Origin of the sequence: Weissella cibaria KACC 11862 (assembly GCF_000193635.1) — a bacterium.
Classification (GTDB): domain Bacteria; phylum Bacillota; class Bacilli; order Lactobacillales; family Lactobacillaceae; genus Weissella; species Weissella cibaria.
In genome coordinates this window covers 23,299-41,811 of record NZ_AEKT01000039.1, presented here as the reverse complement: position 1 = coordinate 41,811, position 18,513 = coordinate 23,299, and the positions used below count along the sequence as shown (strand labels likewise).

Sequence of the window (18,513 nt, the reverse complement as noted above, 5' to 3'; positions counted from 1 at the left end):
ATTCACAAACTTTTGGTGCACAAAAAAAGACCGGCAGCAGGCTACCGATCTTTCTAATTATGATTACTTGTTGTTACGACGGTTTTCGATTTCGTGGTTCATCTCAGCGACCTTGTCATCCGTCAAAGGATACTTGGCGATGATGATACCAGCGACGATTGCCATGATAATTGGCAACCAAACCATTGACCATTGTACACCCATCAAAGCAGTGGCTGATTGGACCTTCTTAGTACCATCAAAACCAGTAGCGGCGTTGATGTAACCAGGAATGATACCACCCAAAGCTAAACCAAGCTTGAAGAACAAGCCCATGATAGCGTTGATAATACCAGCAACACGCTTCTTTGACGTGTACTCACCGTATGAGACAACTTCTGGAACCAATGACCACATGAAGCCAGTGGCTGAAGTCAATCCCCATTGTTGTAGGAAACGACCAACGTAACCCAAAGCAATTGTGTCTGGCGTCTTAGTCCAGATCCACAAAACAAGTGAACCAGCTGAGAACATTGCCAAGAATAGGTAGAAGAAGCCCTTCTTACCAACCTTCGAACGAATCAAAGGCCACAAAGCAACCAAGAAGATACCAGGAATTGAACCAATCAATGAGATTGAACCGTTCCATTCTGAGTGACCAATGTTGTATTGCAAGAAGAATGGCCAAGCAGTTGAACCAAAGAAGTTAAATGTGAAACCAACCAGGAAGAACAATCCCAAGATTTGCAAAGGCTTGTTGCGCTTGAACTCGGCAAACAAATCTGAGTACTTAACTTGTTCTTGGTTCTTTTCTGGCAAGACACGTTCCTTCGTCTTTGAGTAAGTGATCATCAAAGCGATGAAACCAATCACCATGTAAACGGCGTAGACCTTAAACCAGGCACCGGCTGATTGAGGTGAAGCATAGTTACCCAAGTTCAAGTGAATACCGAACATTCCGATATCCTTAGATTCGCGACCAACTGACGTAGCCAATTGCACGAATAGTGGGAACAATGTGTAAACCATCAAGTTAGCGACGTTGGCCAAAGTCATACGAACCGTTGTCAACTTAGCGATTTCTTCGTTGTCACGCGTCAATGATGCGTTCAAGGCACCGTATGGAATGTTAACGAATGAGTAAATCATTGCCGTTGCCAAGTATGACAAGAAGGCGAATGGCAACTTAATTGCTGGGAACCATTGACCGAATGGCAAGAACAGCATTGCGGCCAAGATAACTAGCGGAATACCGAAGTTACGAATGTAAGGGAGGTACTTACCACCCTTTGGGTCGCGACGGTCAACCGTAGCACCAACCCATGGATCCCAAACCACGTTAACCAAGCGGACAATCAAGAAGATTGTGGCACCAGTTGCGGCTGAGATACCGTTAACTGTTGAGAGATAAAATAGCAAGAAACCACCAACGGTACCGAACACAAGGTTCTGGGCAAAGTCACCCAAACCATATGCGACACGGTCCATTAATGAAAGCTTCGCAAACTCGTCGTTCTTTACGTTTGCATCCATAATGAATAACTCCTTAAAAGATATATGTGAGAGATGTTTTTAGAAGTTAAAACGTTATCATGTGTATCAAATAACGATATATAGAAAACGTTTTCATTTCTTTTACTCACTTATAATAACATGGTTAGTTCCGCCTGACAACTAACTGTTTGATAATTTATTCACATAGTCTTTGTAATTTGTACCGCATTTGGGATACAATAGAAGTTATTGTGACTGGGTTGGTTGATAATCGTGAATTAACTTGGATGAGATGGGCATGCTATGGCAATCTCTTGTACAATAATTAAGGATTGAAAATTTTAGAGAAGCACATGAAGTGCACAGTGAGAAAATAATTTACCTATATAAAGGAGAAAAGTATGGTTAACAAAGTTGATCAAGATGCCATGCGGGATGTTAACCGTAAATTGATGTTGCAAGCCCTCTTTAATGCGGAACAAACATCGCGTAGTGAAATCGCTGATCAAATTGCGTTACACAAATCGACGGTTACAACTATCTATCGTGACGTAGAGGACTTGGGTTATATTGAAGAGCTTGGTGAGGGAGCCGTTTCGAAAGCGGGTGGTCGCAAGCCTAAGCTAATTCGATTTAACCGTCAGTTTGGTTACATTGTATCGTTTGATTTGGGACGGCACCATTTGCGCTATTTAGTTGCGCGGATGACGGGCGAAACAATTGCTCGGGGCCAAATGACTGTGACAGGGATGGCTTACCGCGATATCAAGCGGGCAATGCTATCATATGTTGCGCAGTTGGGTGATATGCACACGGAACGTGGTTTGATTGGCGTGGGTGTGGCCATTCACGGTGTTGTAGAAGATAATTGTGTACGGTACACCCCATTCCACACAGATTTACTAGAACATGATTTGGCTACCGAATTGACTGAAGAACTGGATGTACCGGTATTTTTGGAAAACGAAGCTAATTTGGCGGCAGTCTACTTACGTGATTTTCACGATTATGACTCAGAAGAGACTTACCGCAACTTTGCGGTCGTGAACATCCATAACGGAATTGGTGCCGGAATTATTCAAAATGAACGCTTGTTCCGTGGTTTGCATGGTGAGGCGGGTGAAATTGGTCGTCAGGTGATTATTAACAATGATTATCTATCAGCTGGTAAATTTGATGCACCAATTCATATAGAAGATTTGTATGCCGAAGATGCGATGTTAAGTCGACTTGGCGTTCTAAAAGGACAGGATGAAATCACGCGTGATGATTTTCTTTCCTTATATATGGGTGGCGACTCGGATGCAATTGCACTGTTACAAGAGTGGGTGCATGCCATTAGCCGGACGGTTTATAATCTAGCCCAATATGCTGCACCAGAAGCGATCTTCGTTCATTCACGTTTTATTGCGGGGACACCACAGTTGTTGGATCTGTTGCTGCAAACGTATCATGAGATACTGCCAGAATCGGACACACCGCTATTCTTTGCTAAGAATTCAGTTAATAAAGCGACCTTGGCGGGTGGTGTCGCAATTGTCACGCGCCACTTGCTTGATATGATGGGTTATGAGTTGAAGTTTACGATGACCGAGGAAGATCAAGCGGATGCCAATTGGTTGTAAAAGCTTGTAAAAAGTGCACAATCAAACTTATGAAAGCGCATGCAAAAATTAGAAAAATTATCATAAAAGACGTCTAGAAGCTTATTTCTAGGCGTTTTTTGTTTCTGTGTGACGCAATTGAGAAGAAAATCACATGAAAAGGGTTGCATTCTTACTTTGGGTACCCTATAATAAATCTCGTAAGTTAGTTGGTTGCCTAAATCAACTAACCAAAACCGAAACAGGTTTTGATTGATAAGACAGATTTTAAAAGTATTTTGGAGGATGACATTATGTCAGAATTGTTCGACTTTCCTAAGGTAGAATTCCTTGGTGGTGCAAAGGGTGTTAACTTCTTGGACGCAAAGGGTTACAACTTCTACAACCCAGAAGAAGTATTCACGATTAACGGTGAAACTAAGTCAATGAAGGACTGGATGAAGTTCTCAGTTGCTTACTGGCACACGATGGACCAACGCATGGTTGACCCATTTGGTGAAGGTACTGCCGAGCGTCCTTGGGATGTTGATGGTGTTGATGATGTAACTAGCATGGAACAAGCCTTGAAGAAGGTTGACTACATGTTCGAGTTCATGGACAAGTTGGGTGTTGAGTACTTCGCATTCCACGATCGTGACTTGGCTCCTGAAGGTAAGACTTTGGCCGAGACGAACGCTAACTTGGACAAGGTTGTCGACAAGATCGAGCAAAAGATGCAAGAGACTGGCAAGAAGTTGTTGTGGAACACGTCATCATTGTTCACGAACAAGCGTTTCTTGGCCGGTGGTGCTACGACACCATTTGCTGACGTATTTGCTTACGCTGCTGCACAAATCAAGCACTCATTGGAAATTGCTAAGCGCTTGAACTCAGAATCATACGTATTCTGGGGTGGTCGTGAAGGTTACGAGTCATTGTTGAACACTGACACGAAGCGCGAATTGGACCACATCGCTAAGTTCTTCAAGTTGGCTAAGTTGTACGCTAACGAAATTGGTTACACTGGTCAATTCTTGTTGGAGCCAAAGCCAAAGGAGCCAACTGCTCACCAATACGATACTGACGTGCAAACGACTATCGCATTCTTGAAGACGTACGACTTGGAGAAGGACTTCAAGTTGAACTTGGAAGGTAACCACGCTTACTTGGCTGGTCACACTTACGAGCACGAAGCACGCTTTGCTCGTGAAGCTGGTTTGTTGGGTTCATTGGACGCCAACATGGGTGACAAGCAAACTGGTTGGGATATCGACGAATTCCCTAACGACATCTACGAAGCTACTTTGGTTATGTACGAGTTCATCAAGAACGGTGGATTGCCAACTGGTGGTTTGAACTTCGACTCAAAGGTTCGTCGTGCTTCATTCAAGGCTGAAGACTTGTTCTACGCACACATGGCTGGTATGGACGTTTACGCTGCCGGATTCCGTGTTGCTATGAAGATGATCGAAGACAACTTCTTGGAGAACATCTACAAGGAGCGTTACGCATCATTCGATACTGGTATCGGTGCTGACTTCGAAAACGACAAGGCTACGTTTGCTGACTTCGAAGCTTACATCTTGAACAAGACTAACGAAGAAATCTTCGCTACTGTTGAGTCAGGTCACTTGGAAGCTATCAAGGCTACGTTGAACAACTACATCTACTCAGTTTTGGGTTCAACTTTCAACAAGTAATCCGACTTAACTAAGTAAAACCATGTAAAAAAGGCTTGCAGCTGATGAAAATCAGTTTGTTGGTTAGGTGCCTTTTGCAATGAATCTAACTGACACTCTCAATCTCAAAAAATCTCAAAAATAATCTCAACTAAAAGCATTGCGAGTGCCAATCTCACGCTCACATAGCGAACATAACAGTAGGGCAATTCCCTACGGCAACGAGGGCTGGGCCATTAAATTAGCCCAGCCCTCGTTGTATACATAACAAAGAAAGAGGACATAAACATGAGCGAAGTCGTATTGGGTGTTGACCTAGGAACGTCATCAGTAAAGATCTCTGCTGTTGATCGTCAAGGTAACATCGTTGCACAACAATCATATGATTACCCACTATCACAACCAAAGCCAGGATACAGCGAGCAAAACCCAGAAGATTGGGTTAACGGTACGACCGTCGCAATCGTTCGTTTGATTTTGGATGATGGTATTAAGCCAGAAGACATTACGGGTATTTCATACTCAGGTCAAATGCACGGTTTGGTTTTGTTGGATGACAACAACCAAGTGTTGCGTCCAGCAATTTTGTGGAATGACACACGTACAACGCCACAAACTAAGGAAATCGCTGAGAAGATGGGTCAAGAATTCATCGATATCACGCGTAACAAGGCTTTGGAAGGATTTACATTGCCAAAGATTTTGTGGGTTAAGGAAAACGAGCCAGAAATCTTCTCACAAGCTTCTTCATTCGTAACGCCAAAGGATTACGTGCGTTACCGTATGACTGGTAAGTTGGCGATGGAAATTTCTGACGCTGCTGGTACAGTTGCGATGGACGTTGCAAACCGTACATGGTCAAAGGAAGTCCAAGAAGCCTTTGGTTTGAAGCCTGACTTCTTCCCAGAGATTATCGAAGGACCAGAGTTTGCGGGTAACATCTCACCAAAGTATGCTGCCTTCTCAGGTTTGACGACTGATACTAAGGTCTTTGGTGGTGCTGCCGACAACGCTGCCGGTGCTATCGGATCAGCTATCTTGCAACCAAACATGGTGATGTCATCAATTGGTACATCAGGTGTTGTATTGAAGTACGAAGACAATGCAGATGTTGATTACAAGGGTCAAGTGCACTTCTTCAACCACGCTATCCCAGGCAAGTTCTACTCAATGGGTGTGACGTTGGCTGCAGGTTACGCCTTGTCATGGTTCAAGAAGACATTTGCTGCTGATGAAGACTTTACTGCAATGGTTGAATCAGCTGGTAAGTCAACGGTTGGCGCTAACGGTTTGTTGTTCACGCCATACTTGGTTGGTGAGCGTACACCATACGCTGACGGTGATATCCGTGCGTCATGGACTGGTATCGACGGTACCCACAAGAAGTCTGACTTCGTGCGCTCAGTTTTGGAAGGTATTATCTTCTCATTCAAGGACATCTTTGATATCTATGAAGAAGCTGGTACTGACTTCGATACAGTTGTTGCCATCGGTGGTGGTGCTAAGTCACCATTGTGGTTGCAAATTCAAGCTGACATCTTCAACAAGAAGGTTGTGTCATTGAAGAACGAGCAAGGTCCTGGAATGGGAGCAGCTATCTTGGCCGCTACTGGTTTGGGCTGGTTTGACACAGTGCAAGATGCGGCAACTGCCTGGAACTCATTTGACAAGGAATACTTGCCAGATCCAGAGCGTGCTGCCCGTTACGAAGAAGTTCACGCAATTTACAAGAAGGTTTACGGCGCTACTGCTGAAATCTCACACGAATTGTTGGACTTCCGTCGTTCAGCTAAGTAATAAAATGAAAAAGAGGTTGCAAGTCAGATGGCTTGCAACCTCTTTTGTATCAGGTGGACTACTTAAATGCGACGTCAATTTTTTGATAATCTTCGTCGCTCAAGGCAACATCGAGCGCTTTCAAATTATCATGCAATTGTGCTGCGATGCGGGCTCCTGGAATCAAGGCCGCGATGTTAGGATTCTTGAGGTACCAAGCTAACGCAACCTGTGAGGGACTAGCGTTATAAGCTTGACCAATTTCGGCCAAGATATCAACCCCAGCTAAAATGGCTTGATAACGTTCGCCTTGGAAGTTCGGATTGCGCGATTGCCAATCATCGCTCGTGAAGGTTTGTGTTTTTGTGTACTTACCAGTTAATAATCCAGAAGCAAGTGGATAATAAGGAACGAACTCGATATCATGTTCTTGCAAATATGCCCAAGTTGTCTGTTCAGCAGTACGGTCAACCAAGCTATAGGCGTCTTCCACGATGTCGACATAACCATCCTGATTGGCTTCTTTAATTTGGTCCAGGTTAAAGTTAGAAAGACCGATGGCCCGAATTTTGCCCGCCGCTTTCATTTCTTGCAAAGCTTGGACAGCCAGACGCTTATCAGTTGATGCGTCTGGGAAGTGGATGTAAAAAATGTCGATGTAGTCAACATCTAAGCGTTGCAACGCGCTATCAACTGACGCTTGTAAGAATTCAGGTGAATTGTTAAAGGCATAGTTTTGCGCCGGATCGTGGGCGGCTTTTGTAGCAATGATTAACTGTGAGCGGTCGTAATCTTTAATGACTTGGCCGATAAGTTCCTCTGAACGACCGAAGCCATACGCAAATGCCGTATCTAACAAAGTGACGCCACTATCCAAAGCGGCTTTAACTAGGGCGATACCGTCCTCGTCAGCAAGGTTATCGAATAAATTGTGGCCACCAACCTTATTGGTACCCAAACCAAACTTGTTGAAAGTCGTGAAGTTTTTTAAATAGGCCATTGGTTTCTCCTTTGTATTGCAGAAATTCAAGTTATAACGTTGTATTCATGAACTAGTCTACACTAATTTTGAATACGCTTACAAAAAATAACGTTGGAAAGGTGTAGCCGGTTGGTGTTTATGAATCAAAATTTCGGGAAGTACGAGCGAAAATTAAATGCAATGTGATAATGGATAAGAATATCTCGGCTGCTGGCGTGGTGAACGGGGAGCAACGGAGCAATCCGTCTGGGTGAACTCACAAGTTCGGCCGACCGCCGGTTAGATAAGGCGATCGGACCTAAACTCTTAACCCAATTATTTGGGTGCTAGCCGGTGCTCGTGCCGGCGGAGTTTACCCAGACGGATTTTTGTCGGAGTTACTCCCCGTTTGCCGCGCCTCGTCGCAACGCGACGATGACACCAAATAAAGTTATTCACAAAAACGCCATAGTGTTTAAAAAACAGTAGTTACGTGGGTATACTAGTTTTTAAAATGGTGTAATAATGATACGCTATTAGTAAGTAAAATGGATAAGGGTATAGAGATATGGAACCTAAACGACCTACACGTTTGCAATTCTGGTCTGTAATTGCGGTTGGATACGTTATTTTGTTTGCCGTTGGATTCTTTGCACCAGTTGCTGTTGATGCGGTAGGTGATGTATTTAAGAGTCCTGAGACGACAGAAACGACTTCGGCAAAGTCATCGTCAAAAAAATCTGAGAGTAAGGCTGACCCAGAGACAGCCACAACTGAAAAGGCAGCCGATGTTGATACGGCGTCTGAAGCGATTGAGAGTGAAGTGAGTGCTGCGACTGGTGGCTCAACATCAGACTCTGATGATGCTACCGATGCCTCGGCTTCATCGACAGTGGTAGTCAAGGCGGGGACGACAGCTTTTGCGATTGCAAAGTCACATGGGTTGACGCTGGCGCAATTGCAGGCTTTGAATCCAGGGGTTGATATGAATGGTGTCCAAGCGGGACAAACGCTGGTAGTACGGCAATAATGAAAAACTGACGTATTGTTCACAGCGATAGTATTAGTCGGTATTGTGACGTTAAGTTTTCTATTGAAAATGTTTATTGATAAACATAACCACTAATTGAATGAAATCAAAGTATATCGTCTGAAAAAGGCCACCCGATACGTTTTGGAACGTGTTGAGTGGCCTTTTGTTGTGGTCCATTTATGGTTTCCACCAAATTGGTTAAATTAATTGCTTGATGACATTATCAACTTTATTGTCGAAAAAATCACTACTTGAGATGGCGACTAATTGTGAATTTGGGAAATCGTGACTGTTTACCCATTTTGAAGCGTAATCGGTGACCAATATATATTGGTAATCTTGAAGTTCGCGTGGATTTCCATTTGAAATATCAAGATCAATTTGTATGGAACTATTTATGTTTGCTAAGGCCGCATTTAAAGCGGCTTTAAATTTTGAGGGATTTCCACCCAATACCCCGTTTGGCGTGAAAAAAATAGAATTAACCCCTAGTAATGGCATAGCGTTGTAAACTAATGCACCTTTTAGCATAAATTTGCCCTCCCTCTAAAAAATACTGAGTGTTTGTCTAGTTGTCTCTAATCATACGCCGATTTATAACCATCATAAATAAAGCGAAGACTGAGACTGATGTATCTAAGAATATCAGGACGGTGTTCGGAGCTGAGATATCGTGAAATGCTGGCAATGAAGAATGAATTTAATGAGCGGTAAGCGTTCGGAATGATGTGGTTTAAACAGTCTTTAAAAAAAGTACTTACGAAGAGGGTGCAAAGTATGCTTCAATAGCTAGTGACGCAATTATTCCAAGCGTTTCTATTATTGAAGGAGAGTATTTTAAGTATGACAGAAAAAGTATCACCACGTGTGATTTGGTCGATTGTTGCGACCGCTATTTTGGGATTTGTCGGGATTTTGACAGAAACGTCAATGAACGTGACTTTTCCTGATTTGATTAAGCAATTTGGCGTACCGATGGGGACTGTGCAATGGTTAACCACAGCTTATTTGCTTGTTGTGGCCTTGATGATGACAACCTCAGCCTTCTTAAAGGCAATTATGAGTCCACGTAAGATTTTTATGTGGGGGATGGCTTTGTTTGTGATTGGTGACGTGATTTCCATTGTCGCACCAGGCTTCTGGCTATTGCTAGCGGGCCGTTTGGTGATGGCAATCGGAACAGGTATTGCCTTGCCATTGGTATTCAACGTTATTTTGATGAGTGTGCCACCAATGCAAATTGGTAAGTACATGGGCTTTGGTGGGCTGATTTTGTCATTAGCGCCAGCCCTTGGCCCAGTGTATGGTGGTCTGGTCACATACGCTTGGGGATGGCGTGCTATCTTCATCATCGTCTTGCCAATCGTGTTGATTGGGATGATTTTGGGATTGCGAAATTTGTCTGATGAAAAGCCAAATCAAACGGCAAGCTTTGATTTTATGCAATTCATTGTATTAGGTATTTCATTGACCACGGCTTTGTTGGCATTAGGACAGCTTGAAGCAGGTAAGCTAACGGTTTCAATTGTTGTCTTAGCGGTTATTGCGATTTTGGCTATGATTGTCTTTATTCGAATTGCCTTGCGTTCATCAAAGACGTTGTTAAACTTGTCTGTTTTCAAGAGCAAGGGAATGGTCTTTGCGTTGTTGATTTATGCGATGTCACAAGCGATTAATTTAGCCGTGAACTTTGCTATTCCACAATATGCGCAATTAACATTGGGCGCTTCAACAATGGTGGCTGGCTTTGTCTTGATGCCAGGATCATTGTTGGGATCAGCTTCATCACCAGTTTATGGGGCCTTTTATGACCGCGCTGGTGCAACGAAGCCATTGACGATTGGTTCAATCGCCTTCTTTATTGTGATGATTGTGTTTGCTGTGATGTCACCATCGATTACGACAATTGGGTTAACGGTTATGTACGCATTGTTCACGCTGGGCCGTAACTTGGCCTTTACCACGGCCATGACAGCTGGGGTGGCAGAGGTGCCACGTGAGGTGTCTGGTGATGTGAACGCCATCTTTAACACGATTCAACAATTTGCCGGAGCTGTTGGTACAGCAATTGCCGCGGTCTTGATTAAGACGGATGGATCATCAGCCAAGTTGATTGCGCAAGAAACTGCTACGGGCATGGGTCACATGTTCTGGGTAGGTGCTGTAATCGCTGGCTTGAGCTTGGTTTGGCTAGCTGGCTTCGTTAAAACTAAGACAGGTAAATAGGACGTTCTAAACAGCTCCTGATGCATAGGCATTGGGGCTGTTTTTTAGTAGGGGAAGTGATAAATAATGCCTTTTTTAGCAATAACGTTAAATTTTTAAATTATCTGACGCTTGGTCAAGGATATTTCACAAAGGGCGCATGCGGTCGTCCCGCTTTTTAGATACGATTTAGGCAACTAGACAAAGGGGGACGTCACAATGAAGAAAGTGACAGAGTTGCTGGAACGTTATTTGATGCCAATTGGTGCAAAGCTTGCTGCTAATAAGGCGTTGAATGCCGTTCGTGATGGGATTGCCTACGCGATGCCATTGGTTATTGTTGGTTCGTTAACGATGTTAATTGCCAACGGGTTTTCAATTGACGCGTTTAAGACGTGGTTAATTGATAATGGGTCATTCGATTGGCTTGTGAAGATTACTAACGGTACATTTGGCCTGATGGGTGTGGTTGCCGTGTTCGGAATCGCTTACCGATATGCACAAGAATTGAAGGTGGATGGCGTATCATCAGGAATCATTGCCTTGTCAGGGTATGTGATTTCAACGCCGACGATTATGGCAAAGGCAGGCGAAGGTTTCCCATTAACGTACATGGGCGCTTCAGGCTTGTTTGCAGCTATTTTGATCGCATTGGTTTCGACCAAGATTTTTGCTTGGTTCATGAAGAAAGACATCCGCATTAAGATGCCTGATGGTGTGCCACCAGCGGTTGCCAATTCATTTGCGGCATTGATTCCAGGTGCCGTAATCGTATTGCTGTGGGGGGCAATCTATGCCGGCTTGGCTGCAACGCCAATGGCATCAATTCATGGTATCTTGCAATTAGTTTTGGGTGGACCATTGTCAGCGTTCGGTGGCTCATTGGCCGGTGCGATTGTTGTGTCAATCATTACATCGCTGTTCTGGTTTATCGGGGTGCACGGTGGTAACGTTACTGGTGCGATTATGTCGCCAATTTGGCTTGGTTTGATGGCTGAAAATGCTAAGGTTTACTCACAAAATGCTGATGCGACGATGCCACACATCGTGACCCAACCATTTATGGATTTGTTTGTTTACCTTGGTGGTGGTGGCGCAACCATTGGTTTGGTTGCCGCGATGGTGCTGACAGCTAAGAGTAAGGAATTTAAGACGTTGGCAAAGTTGATTACGCCACCAGGACTGTTCAACATCAATGAGCCAACCATGTTTGGAACACCAGTTGTATTGAATGTTTACTTGTTAATTCCATTTATTTTTGTACCAGTTATCAATGCCATCATCGCATATGTTACGATGGCAACAGGGATTGTTCACGCAACGGTTGGTGTCGTGATTCCTTGGACGATGCCACCAATTATTTCTGGATTCTTGGCAACTGGTTCACACATCTCAGGTGCGGTCTTGCAAATTGGCTTGTTCGTACTTGATACGTTGCTTTACATCCCATTCTTCAAGTTAGTAGACCGTCAACGTCAAATGCTTGAAGGCGAAACGTTGGCAGATGAAACGTCAGAAGAAAAGGCGTTTGAAGGACATTCAGTGGAGGCCTAACCATGGGGGAACTAGGAATTTCGGTGTATCCATCACGTGCGAGTGTGACGGACAATATTGCCTATATTGAAAAGGCGGCTAGTTATGGGTATACGCGTATTTTTACGTCGTTGCTTGAATTGACGCCAGACATGAATGATTTGCTTGATCAGTACAAGCAGGTCATTACACGTGGTAATGAGCTGGGGATGAAAACCATTTTGGATATCAACCCAGAATTGTTTGAACAATTAGGGACGAGTTATACGGATTTACGCTTGTTTGCGGAAATGGGTGCATGGGGCTTGCGCCTGGATCTCGGGTTTACTGGATCTGAAGAGGCACAAATGACGCATAATCCCTATGGCTTAAAGATTGAGTTGAATATGTCACGTGGTCAGCACTATCTTGATTTGATTATGGATTTTGGTGTGAATCGCGATAATCTAATTGGCTCACACAATTTCTATCCACAGCGCTGGACGGGCTTAGGCCGTGATTATTTCGCGGAAACGTCACAGCAGTACCGGCGCTATGGCTTGCGAACGGCAGCGTTTGTTAATGCGCCAAGTGGTACATTTGGTCCATGGCCAGTTAGCGATGGTTTGGTGTCATTGGAAGACCATCGTAACTTGCCGATTGCGACGCAAGTGCAGGAATTGCGCTTTAACGGGTTAGTTGATGATGTGTTGATTGCGGATGCGTTCGCTGATGATGACGACTTGAAAGCAGCGGCCGAAGCGTTCAACCGGACAATGGTTGGGTTGCGTGTTGTCGAAGAACCGCTTGTTTCTGACGTGTCGCAGGCAGTGATGTACCGGCAACCACAAATGTATCGTGGTGATCGTTCCGATTACGTTTTACGTTCAACGCAGACACGCGTTAAGTATAAGCAGGAAGATTTTCCAGCATTTAACACGGTTGACGTGACGCGTGGGGATGTTTTGATTGATAATAATGACTACGGTCAATATAAGGGTGAGTTGCAAATTGCGTTGCGTGATTTGCCGAATGATGGGCGCATTAACGTGGTCGGCCATATCCATCCAGAAGATCTAACGTTGTTGGCGTTGATTGAACCATGGCATGGGTTTACCTTACAACCAGCTAAAAAGATGTAATATGAAAGCGGTGATGCCAAAGGCTGGTGTCACCGCTTTTTGCTGCGGGCTAACTTCTGGTTCAAAGTTAACTCTCATTTTTTTAGAAGAAAGGTTGACAGTTTTGATAAAAAGGTGCAGTGGGTAGGCATTCGTGGTATTATAAATGAATTAGAAACTAAGAAACGGGAGTCGGCAAAAATGCTAGCAACTTTAATTAAGCAACGTGATGTATTGACCACGGTCAGCGAAAATGCGACATTACAGGATGCCTTGGATATCTTTGATAACTCAAATTTTCGTGCTATTCCAATTTTGGATGAGAGTGGTCAATTGTTCCGCGGTGCCATTTATAAGATGCACATTTACCGACACCAGGTAGATGGCGGACGCATGGATTTGCCAGTTACGACTTACATGCGTAACATGACGAAATTTGTCGGCATCGAAGCAACGTTTTTTGAAATGTTCTTTACGCTCCGTGATTTGCCATTCATTTCAGTGCTCGACAAAGAAAATCATTTTGTGGGGATTGTGACGCACAGTCGGATGATGCGTTTGATGGCTGATTCTTGGCAAACAGATGAAGGACGTTACACGTTGACGCTTGTGACGGATGGTGAGCGTGGTAGCTTGGAAAAGGCTGCCAAGATTATCACACGTTATACGCAAATTGCGTCATCAATGACTTTGAATCCTGACAATAACCCCCGTACGATGCGAATTCTCTTTACGTTACCGGACACGGTTAATGAAGGAATGTTGTCAAAGATTATTAATGTGCTGTCGCGCAAGGGCTTCCACTTGGAGTCGCTTGAGGACTTATCAAAAACATCATATATGTAAACAAAAAACCGCCAATCTCCCGATTTAAAATCGGAGGATTGGCGGTTTTTAAATGTGTTTCGAAAGGATTTTTTGACTATTCAAAGGTAATGAGTTCGTGAGGCGCGATAAATCGGCTCCGCATTAAAATATCCGCTAATTCATCTGGTGTTTCTGGGTTATCCTTGTCTAACCAGTGACGCACGATATTGAGTAGACTGTTGAGGGCGATTTCTTTGGTGTAGTCAATCGGTAGCGCGTCTGAAAAACGACCGTGGTTCGCAGTTAACTGATCGGTAAACAAAACGTCAACCAAATTTTTGATACGGTTGAAGAATTGGGGATGACCATTTGGTGAGAAGAGTGCCCGCATGGTGATGCGCTCGCTGTCGACATAGTTGAGCGCCTTGTTAAAGACACGGTAGGTTGAACCTGAAATTTCTTCAGCGGTGTGCTTGGTAAGTGGCTCATCCAAATTTTCACTCAACGCGTGGGTGATGTTGGCGACCAATTCGTCCTCAATTTTAGTGAGGAGTTCGTACTTATCCGTGTAGTGAACATAGAACGTGCCACGACTGACGCCGGCTGCCCGGGTAATGTCAGACACAGTTAAATTGTTGAACCCTTTTTCATTAATTAAATCAATGAATGCTTCTTTGATAATTTGTTGCGTTTTTGCATTACGGTCAGCCTGTTTCATAGCGTCTCTCCAAAGTTATTGAACACCCTGTTCAAAATTGTATATTGTAGTTTCTACTGTACAGACTTAATATAATGCAAGTAGATAATTTATTCAACAAGTTGTTCAATAACTGGTTGGTTAAGTGTGAGAGATTATTAAGTAGGAGGGATATGACATGCTGAAAGCGGAATGGGCATGGCTAAAACAGCACAAATTCTATCTATTAGTTATTTTCGTGTTGTTTTTCGTGCCATCAATTTACGCAGTGACGTTTTTGAGTTCATTGTGGGATCCCTATGGGGCAGTCAAAAACCTGCCGGTAGCGGTAGTGAATCATGATAAGTCAGTTAAATACCAAGGTAAGAAACTGACGGTAGGATCAGATTTAAAGAAGCAATTAGAAAAGTCGAAGGCGATGGATTTCAGTTTTCCAACTGATGCCGCAGCAAAGAAGGGCTTGAAGGATGGTAAGTACTACACGGTCATTACGATTCCAGAAAACTTTTCTAAGAACGCCACGACACTGCTCGATAAGCAACCTAAAAAGATGGTGTTGCACTATGAAACGAGTTCTGGTCACAGCTTTATCGCAGGAAAGTTGTCAGAATCAGGTGCCAAGGCGATTACGGCTAAGGTTTCAGCCCAAGTGACGGAAACTTATGCTAAGACAATTTTTGGTCAAGTGAAGAAAATGGGTAAGGGGATCACCCAAGCTGCCGACGCCAATCAAAAGTTGGCCGATGGGACGACTAAGATTAAGTCTGGTAGCGATGAGGTGACCACGAACCTAGAAAAGTTGGCATCAAGTTCACTAACGTTTAAGGACGGTACGAACACGTTGACCAATGGCTTGTCGCAATACACAGCCGGGGTTGCGCAGGCTGATTCAGGTAGTCAACAATTGGCAGCCGGTTTGAATAAGTTGAACGGCCAAGTACCGACTTTGACACAAGGTGTGGCAAAGTTAAATGACGGTACGCACCAATATACAGCTGGTGTAAATCAGTTGGCAGGTGGTTTGAACCGTGCGAACGATGGTGCACGCCAATATACAGGTGGGGTTAGTCAAGTGACTAACGGTTTGAATACGCTAAATGGTCAAGCACCAACACTAACGCAAGGTATTACGCAGATTAATGATGGTACGCATCAATATACAGCTGGTGTTGAGAAGATCACTGGTGGTTTAAATCAAGCGAATGAGCAAACACCAACACTGACGCAAGGTATTGCGCAGATTAATGATGGTACATATCAATACACGGCTGGTGTTAAGCAATTAACACAAGGTTTAGACGAGTTGAACACTCAGTTGCAACAATCTGATATGACTAATAAGATTGCTAATGCACAACAGACACTTGGTGACATTCAACAAGCGGTTGCAAAATTACAAAATAGTTATCAGGGTAGAAGTGGACAAGATGTTTTAGCGGGTATTCAACAACACGTTAATGTGTTGCAAGATGATGTTACAAAAATTCAAGCAGCTCAAAAGGCTGATAGTGATGCAATGACTGCCAATTTACAGCAGGCATTTACGGATACCAAAATGAACCCAGAGCAACAAGCGGCGGTTGCTAAGGCTGTGCAAGCGACACAAGATAATTCGCAAGTTGCGACTTTGATGAAGGATATGATGGGCGAATATACTGCATTGTCTTCAGAAGTTGCGCCAATTCAACAGATGATTGATGACAATAAGCAACTGGTAGACTCGGTTGAGGTTAATGATAGTACTTTGACAGATGCTCAGAATCAGCTAAATCAATTAGCGACTTTGCCAGGCGCGGTACAGCAACTAGATGCGGGTGCTAATCAGATTGATAGTCAATCACAAGCATTAACGGATGGCACGTCTGAATTACAGGCTAAGTCAGGTGAGTTGGTCAACGGTATTGCACAACTTACGGATGGTGCGAATACATTAAATAGTAAGTCGGCATCGTTGAATGATGGTACGTCAGAGTTGTTATCAAAGTCAGGAGCCATGGTTAATGGTATCGGTCAATTGGCAAATGGTGCGAATGCAGTAAACAATAAGTCAGGTGAGTTGGTCAGCGGTATTGGCCAATTAGTTGCTGGTGCAAACACGCTAGACAGCAAGTCAGCTGAGTTGAACAATGGTACTGAGCAATTGCTAGCCGGTTCTGACGAACTAGCAGGCGGCGCTGGCCAATTGGCAAATGGTGCAAATACGTTGACGAGTGGTTTGGATACGTTGGCTGGCAAGAATAATGAATTGAACAGCGGTGCTGGTCAATTAGCAAGTGGCGCCGGTCAAATTAGTGATGGCTCACAAAAGTTGGCTGATGGTTCAAAGCAAATTGGCCCTGCATTGACCCAAGTTCAGAATGGTAACCAAACATTGGCTAACAAGATGGGTGACGCGTCAGATAAGGTCAAGAAGCTACACGCAACGAAGTCAACGTATCACCAAGTTGCGACGCCAGCAAAGGCTAGCCACAAGGAAAAGGATCACGTTGCTAATAATGGTACGGGTATGGTGCCATACATGTTCTCAGTGGCAATGTTCGTGGGGATGATGGCATTGAATTTGATGCTTGATATGATTTCACCACGCACAAAGATTTCATCATTGTGGGCATGGGCCGGTTCTAAGATGGCAATGCTGTTTGGTATTGCTATTGTTGCGGCAACGGTTTTGTATGGTTTGAGTTTGGCTGTACTAGGTATGGACCCAATCAACCCGGGTGCAACATATGGCTTCATGGTTCTGATTGCAGTGATGGACGCTGCGTTGGTTACGGCAATTTACATGTGGTTCGGTAAAGCTGGTGCGTTTGCAGCCATGGTCTTGTTGGTCATCCAATTGAGTGGTTCGGCTGGAACTTACCCAATTCAATTGTCAAACAAGTTCTTTGAGTGGTTGCACCCATACTTGCCAATGACATACACGGTTGATGGTTTACGTGAAACGGTGATGATTGGTGGTTCGATCGCACCGCAAGTTGAGGTATTGGTTGGCATCTTTGTTGTATCAATTGCGGCAATGATGATTTACTATTTGAGTCACCGTCGCCACTATAATATGTTGGCTGACGCGACTGCTAAGTAAATAAAGAGAGAAGAAATAAGAGATTAAAAACGCCGACGGTCATGTGACTGTCGGCGTTTTTTGTTGAAAGGGCGTAGCGTGAATTTAAGGTTGCACTAACCGGGCGCTAAGTTTTCGTTAACCAAGGCGACTTATGATGTAGACATCAACTCAACAACGAAAGCACATAATGTCACGGAGGATGAAACAATGAACAATAGCGCAATTGATTATTCACAACTGGTCTATGATGTAAGAATTGGTGACTTTGTTTCGACAGAAAATAATGGTACGGATGCAGATATCCGGCAGTCGGCGTATGCAGATCAGCAAATAACGACGCACACGCCAGCGCCAGTGTATCACCAAGTGACAATGTCGTAAGATGAAACCATTCAAAAAATCTTATGAAACAAATACAAAACGAATCCCGTAACGAAATTAAGCGTTACGGGATTTTTTGTGGCCGGATGCCAACGTGTCGTCGAAAAATGCTCAAAGTTGAACAAAACATGAATTTTGCACCGTAGAAATAAAAAAATCACCACATATTTTCGGACATGGATTTCATATCTCTTCGGTATCATAACGTAACGCTTAGAAAA

Annotated in this window: 14 protein-coding genes; 10 read left to right on the top strand and 4 right to left on the bottom strand. The window is 43.9% G+C overall.

The annotated features are described in order from the left end of the window. Positions 1-63: 63 nt before the first annotated feature. On the bottom strand, positions 64-1,512 hold the full coding sequence (locus ESE_RS0108675) for an MFS transporter (RefSeq protein WP_010373931.1): 1,449 nt from the start codon (positions 1,510-1,512) through the stop codon (positions 64-66). Between the two features lie 362 nt (positions 1,513-1,874). Here ESE_RS0108675 and ESE_RS0108670 point away from each other — a divergent pair, with 362 nt between their 5' ends. From ESE_RS0108670 to xylB, 3 genes are all read left to right on the top strand, one after another. Continuing rightward, on the top strand, positions 1,875-3,098 hold the full coding sequence (locus ESE_RS0108670) for an ROK family protein (protein WP_010373929.1): 1,224 nt from the start codon (positions 1,875-1,877) through the stop codon (positions 3,096-3,098). A 272-nt stretch (positions 3,099-3,370) separates the two neighbouring features. Then, a complete protein-coding gene (xylA, locus tag ESE_RS0108665; RefSeq protein ID WP_010373927.1) occupies positions 3,371-4,756 on the top strand; it encodes a xylose isomerase in 1,386 nt (461 codons plus the stop codon). Between the two features lie 267 nt (positions 4,757-5,023). Next, a complete protein-coding gene (gene xylB / locus ESE_RS0108660; protein ID WP_010373925.1) occupies positions 5,024-6,532 on the top strand; it encodes a xylulokinase in 1,509 nt (502 codons plus the stop codon). A gap of 58 nt (positions 6,533-6,590) precedes the next feature. On the opposite strand, the gene ESE_RS0108655 is transcribed toward xylB, so the two are convergent. Further along, entirely contained in the window at positions 6,591-7,511 is a 921-nt protein-coding gene (locus ESE_RS0108655) for an aldo/keto reductase (RefSeq protein ID WP_010373923.1), read from the bottom strand. A gap of 529 nt (positions 7,512-8,040) precedes the next feature. On the opposite strand from ESE_RS0108655, the gene ESE_RS0108650 reads away from it, so the two are divergent. Then, complete coding sequence (locus tag ESE_RS0108650) at positions 8,041-8,502, top strand: LysM peptidoglycan-binding domain-containing protein (RefSeq protein WP_010373921.1); 462 nt, start codon at positions 8,041-8,043, stop codon at positions 8,500-8,502. A gap of 201 nt (positions 8,503-8,703) precedes the next feature. Here ESE_RS0108650 and ESE_RS0108640 read toward each other — a convergent pair whose 3' ends face one another. Beyond that, positions 8,704-9,036 (bottom strand): hypothetical protein, encoded by a 333-nt coding sequence (locus ESE_RS0108640; RefSeq protein ID WP_010373917.1) that lies wholly within the window; start codon positions 9,034-9,036, stop codon positions 8,704-8,706. Between the two features lie 312 nt (positions 9,037-9,348). Here ESE_RS0108640 and ESE_RS0108635 point away from each other — a divergent pair, with 312 nt between their 5' ends. The 4 genes from ESE_RS0108635 to cbpA all read left to right on the top strand — a co-directional run bounded on the left by ESE_RS0108635 (position 9,349) and on the right by cbpA (position 14,189). Continuing rightward, a complete protein-coding gene (locus ESE_RS0108635; protein WP_010373915.1) occupies positions 9,349-10,731 on the top strand; it encodes an MFS transporter in 1,383 nt (460 codons plus the stop codon). Between the two features lie 198 nt (positions 10,732-10,929). After that, positions 10,930-12,264 (top strand): PTS sugar transporter subunit IIC, encoded by a 1,335-nt coding sequence (locus tag ESE_RS0108630; RefSeq protein ID WP_010373914.1) that lies wholly within the window; start codon positions 10,930-10,932, stop codon positions 12,262-12,264. A gap of 2 nt (positions 12,265-12,266) precedes the next feature. Then, on the top strand, positions 12,267-13,364 hold the full coding sequence (locus tag ESE_RS0108625; protein ID WP_010373912.1) for a DUF871 domain-containing protein: 1,098 nt from the start codon (positions 12,267-12,269) through the stop codon (positions 13,362-13,364). 180 nt (positions 13,365-13,544) lie between these two features. Then, on the top strand, positions 13,545-14,189 hold the full coding sequence (gene cbpA, locus ESE_RS0108620; RefSeq protein ID WP_010373909.1) for a cyclic di-AMP binding protein CbpA: 645 nt from the start codon (positions 13,545-13,547) through the stop codon (positions 14,187-14,189). A 76-nt stretch (positions 14,190-14,265) separates the two neighbouring features. Here the strand turns inward: cbpA and ESE_RS0108615 are convergent, their stop codons facing one another. Continuing rightward, positions 14,266-14,868 (bottom strand): TetR/AcrR family transcriptional regulator, encoded by a 603-nt coding sequence (locus ESE_RS0108615; protein WP_010373907.1) that lies wholly within the window; start codon positions 14,866-14,868, stop codon positions 14,266-14,268. A 157-nt stretch (positions 14,869-15,025) separates the two neighbouring features. Between ESE_RS0108615 and ESE_RS0108610 the strand changes: the two genes are divergently transcribed. Both ESE_RS0108610 and ESE_RS12285 read left to right on the top strand, forming a co-directional pair. Next, on the top strand, positions 15,026-17,929 hold the full coding sequence (locus tag ESE_RS0108610; protein WP_010373905.1) for a YhgE/Pip domain-containing protein: 2,904 nt from the start codon (positions 15,026-15,028) through the stop codon (positions 17,927-17,929). Positions 17,930-18,118: 189 nt separating this feature from the next. Beyond that, entirely contained in the window at positions 18,119-18,292 is a 174-nt protein-coding gene (locus ESE_RS12285) for a hypothetical protein (RefSeq protein ID WP_010373903.1), read from the top strand. Positions 18,293-18,513 lie beyond the last annotated feature (221 nt).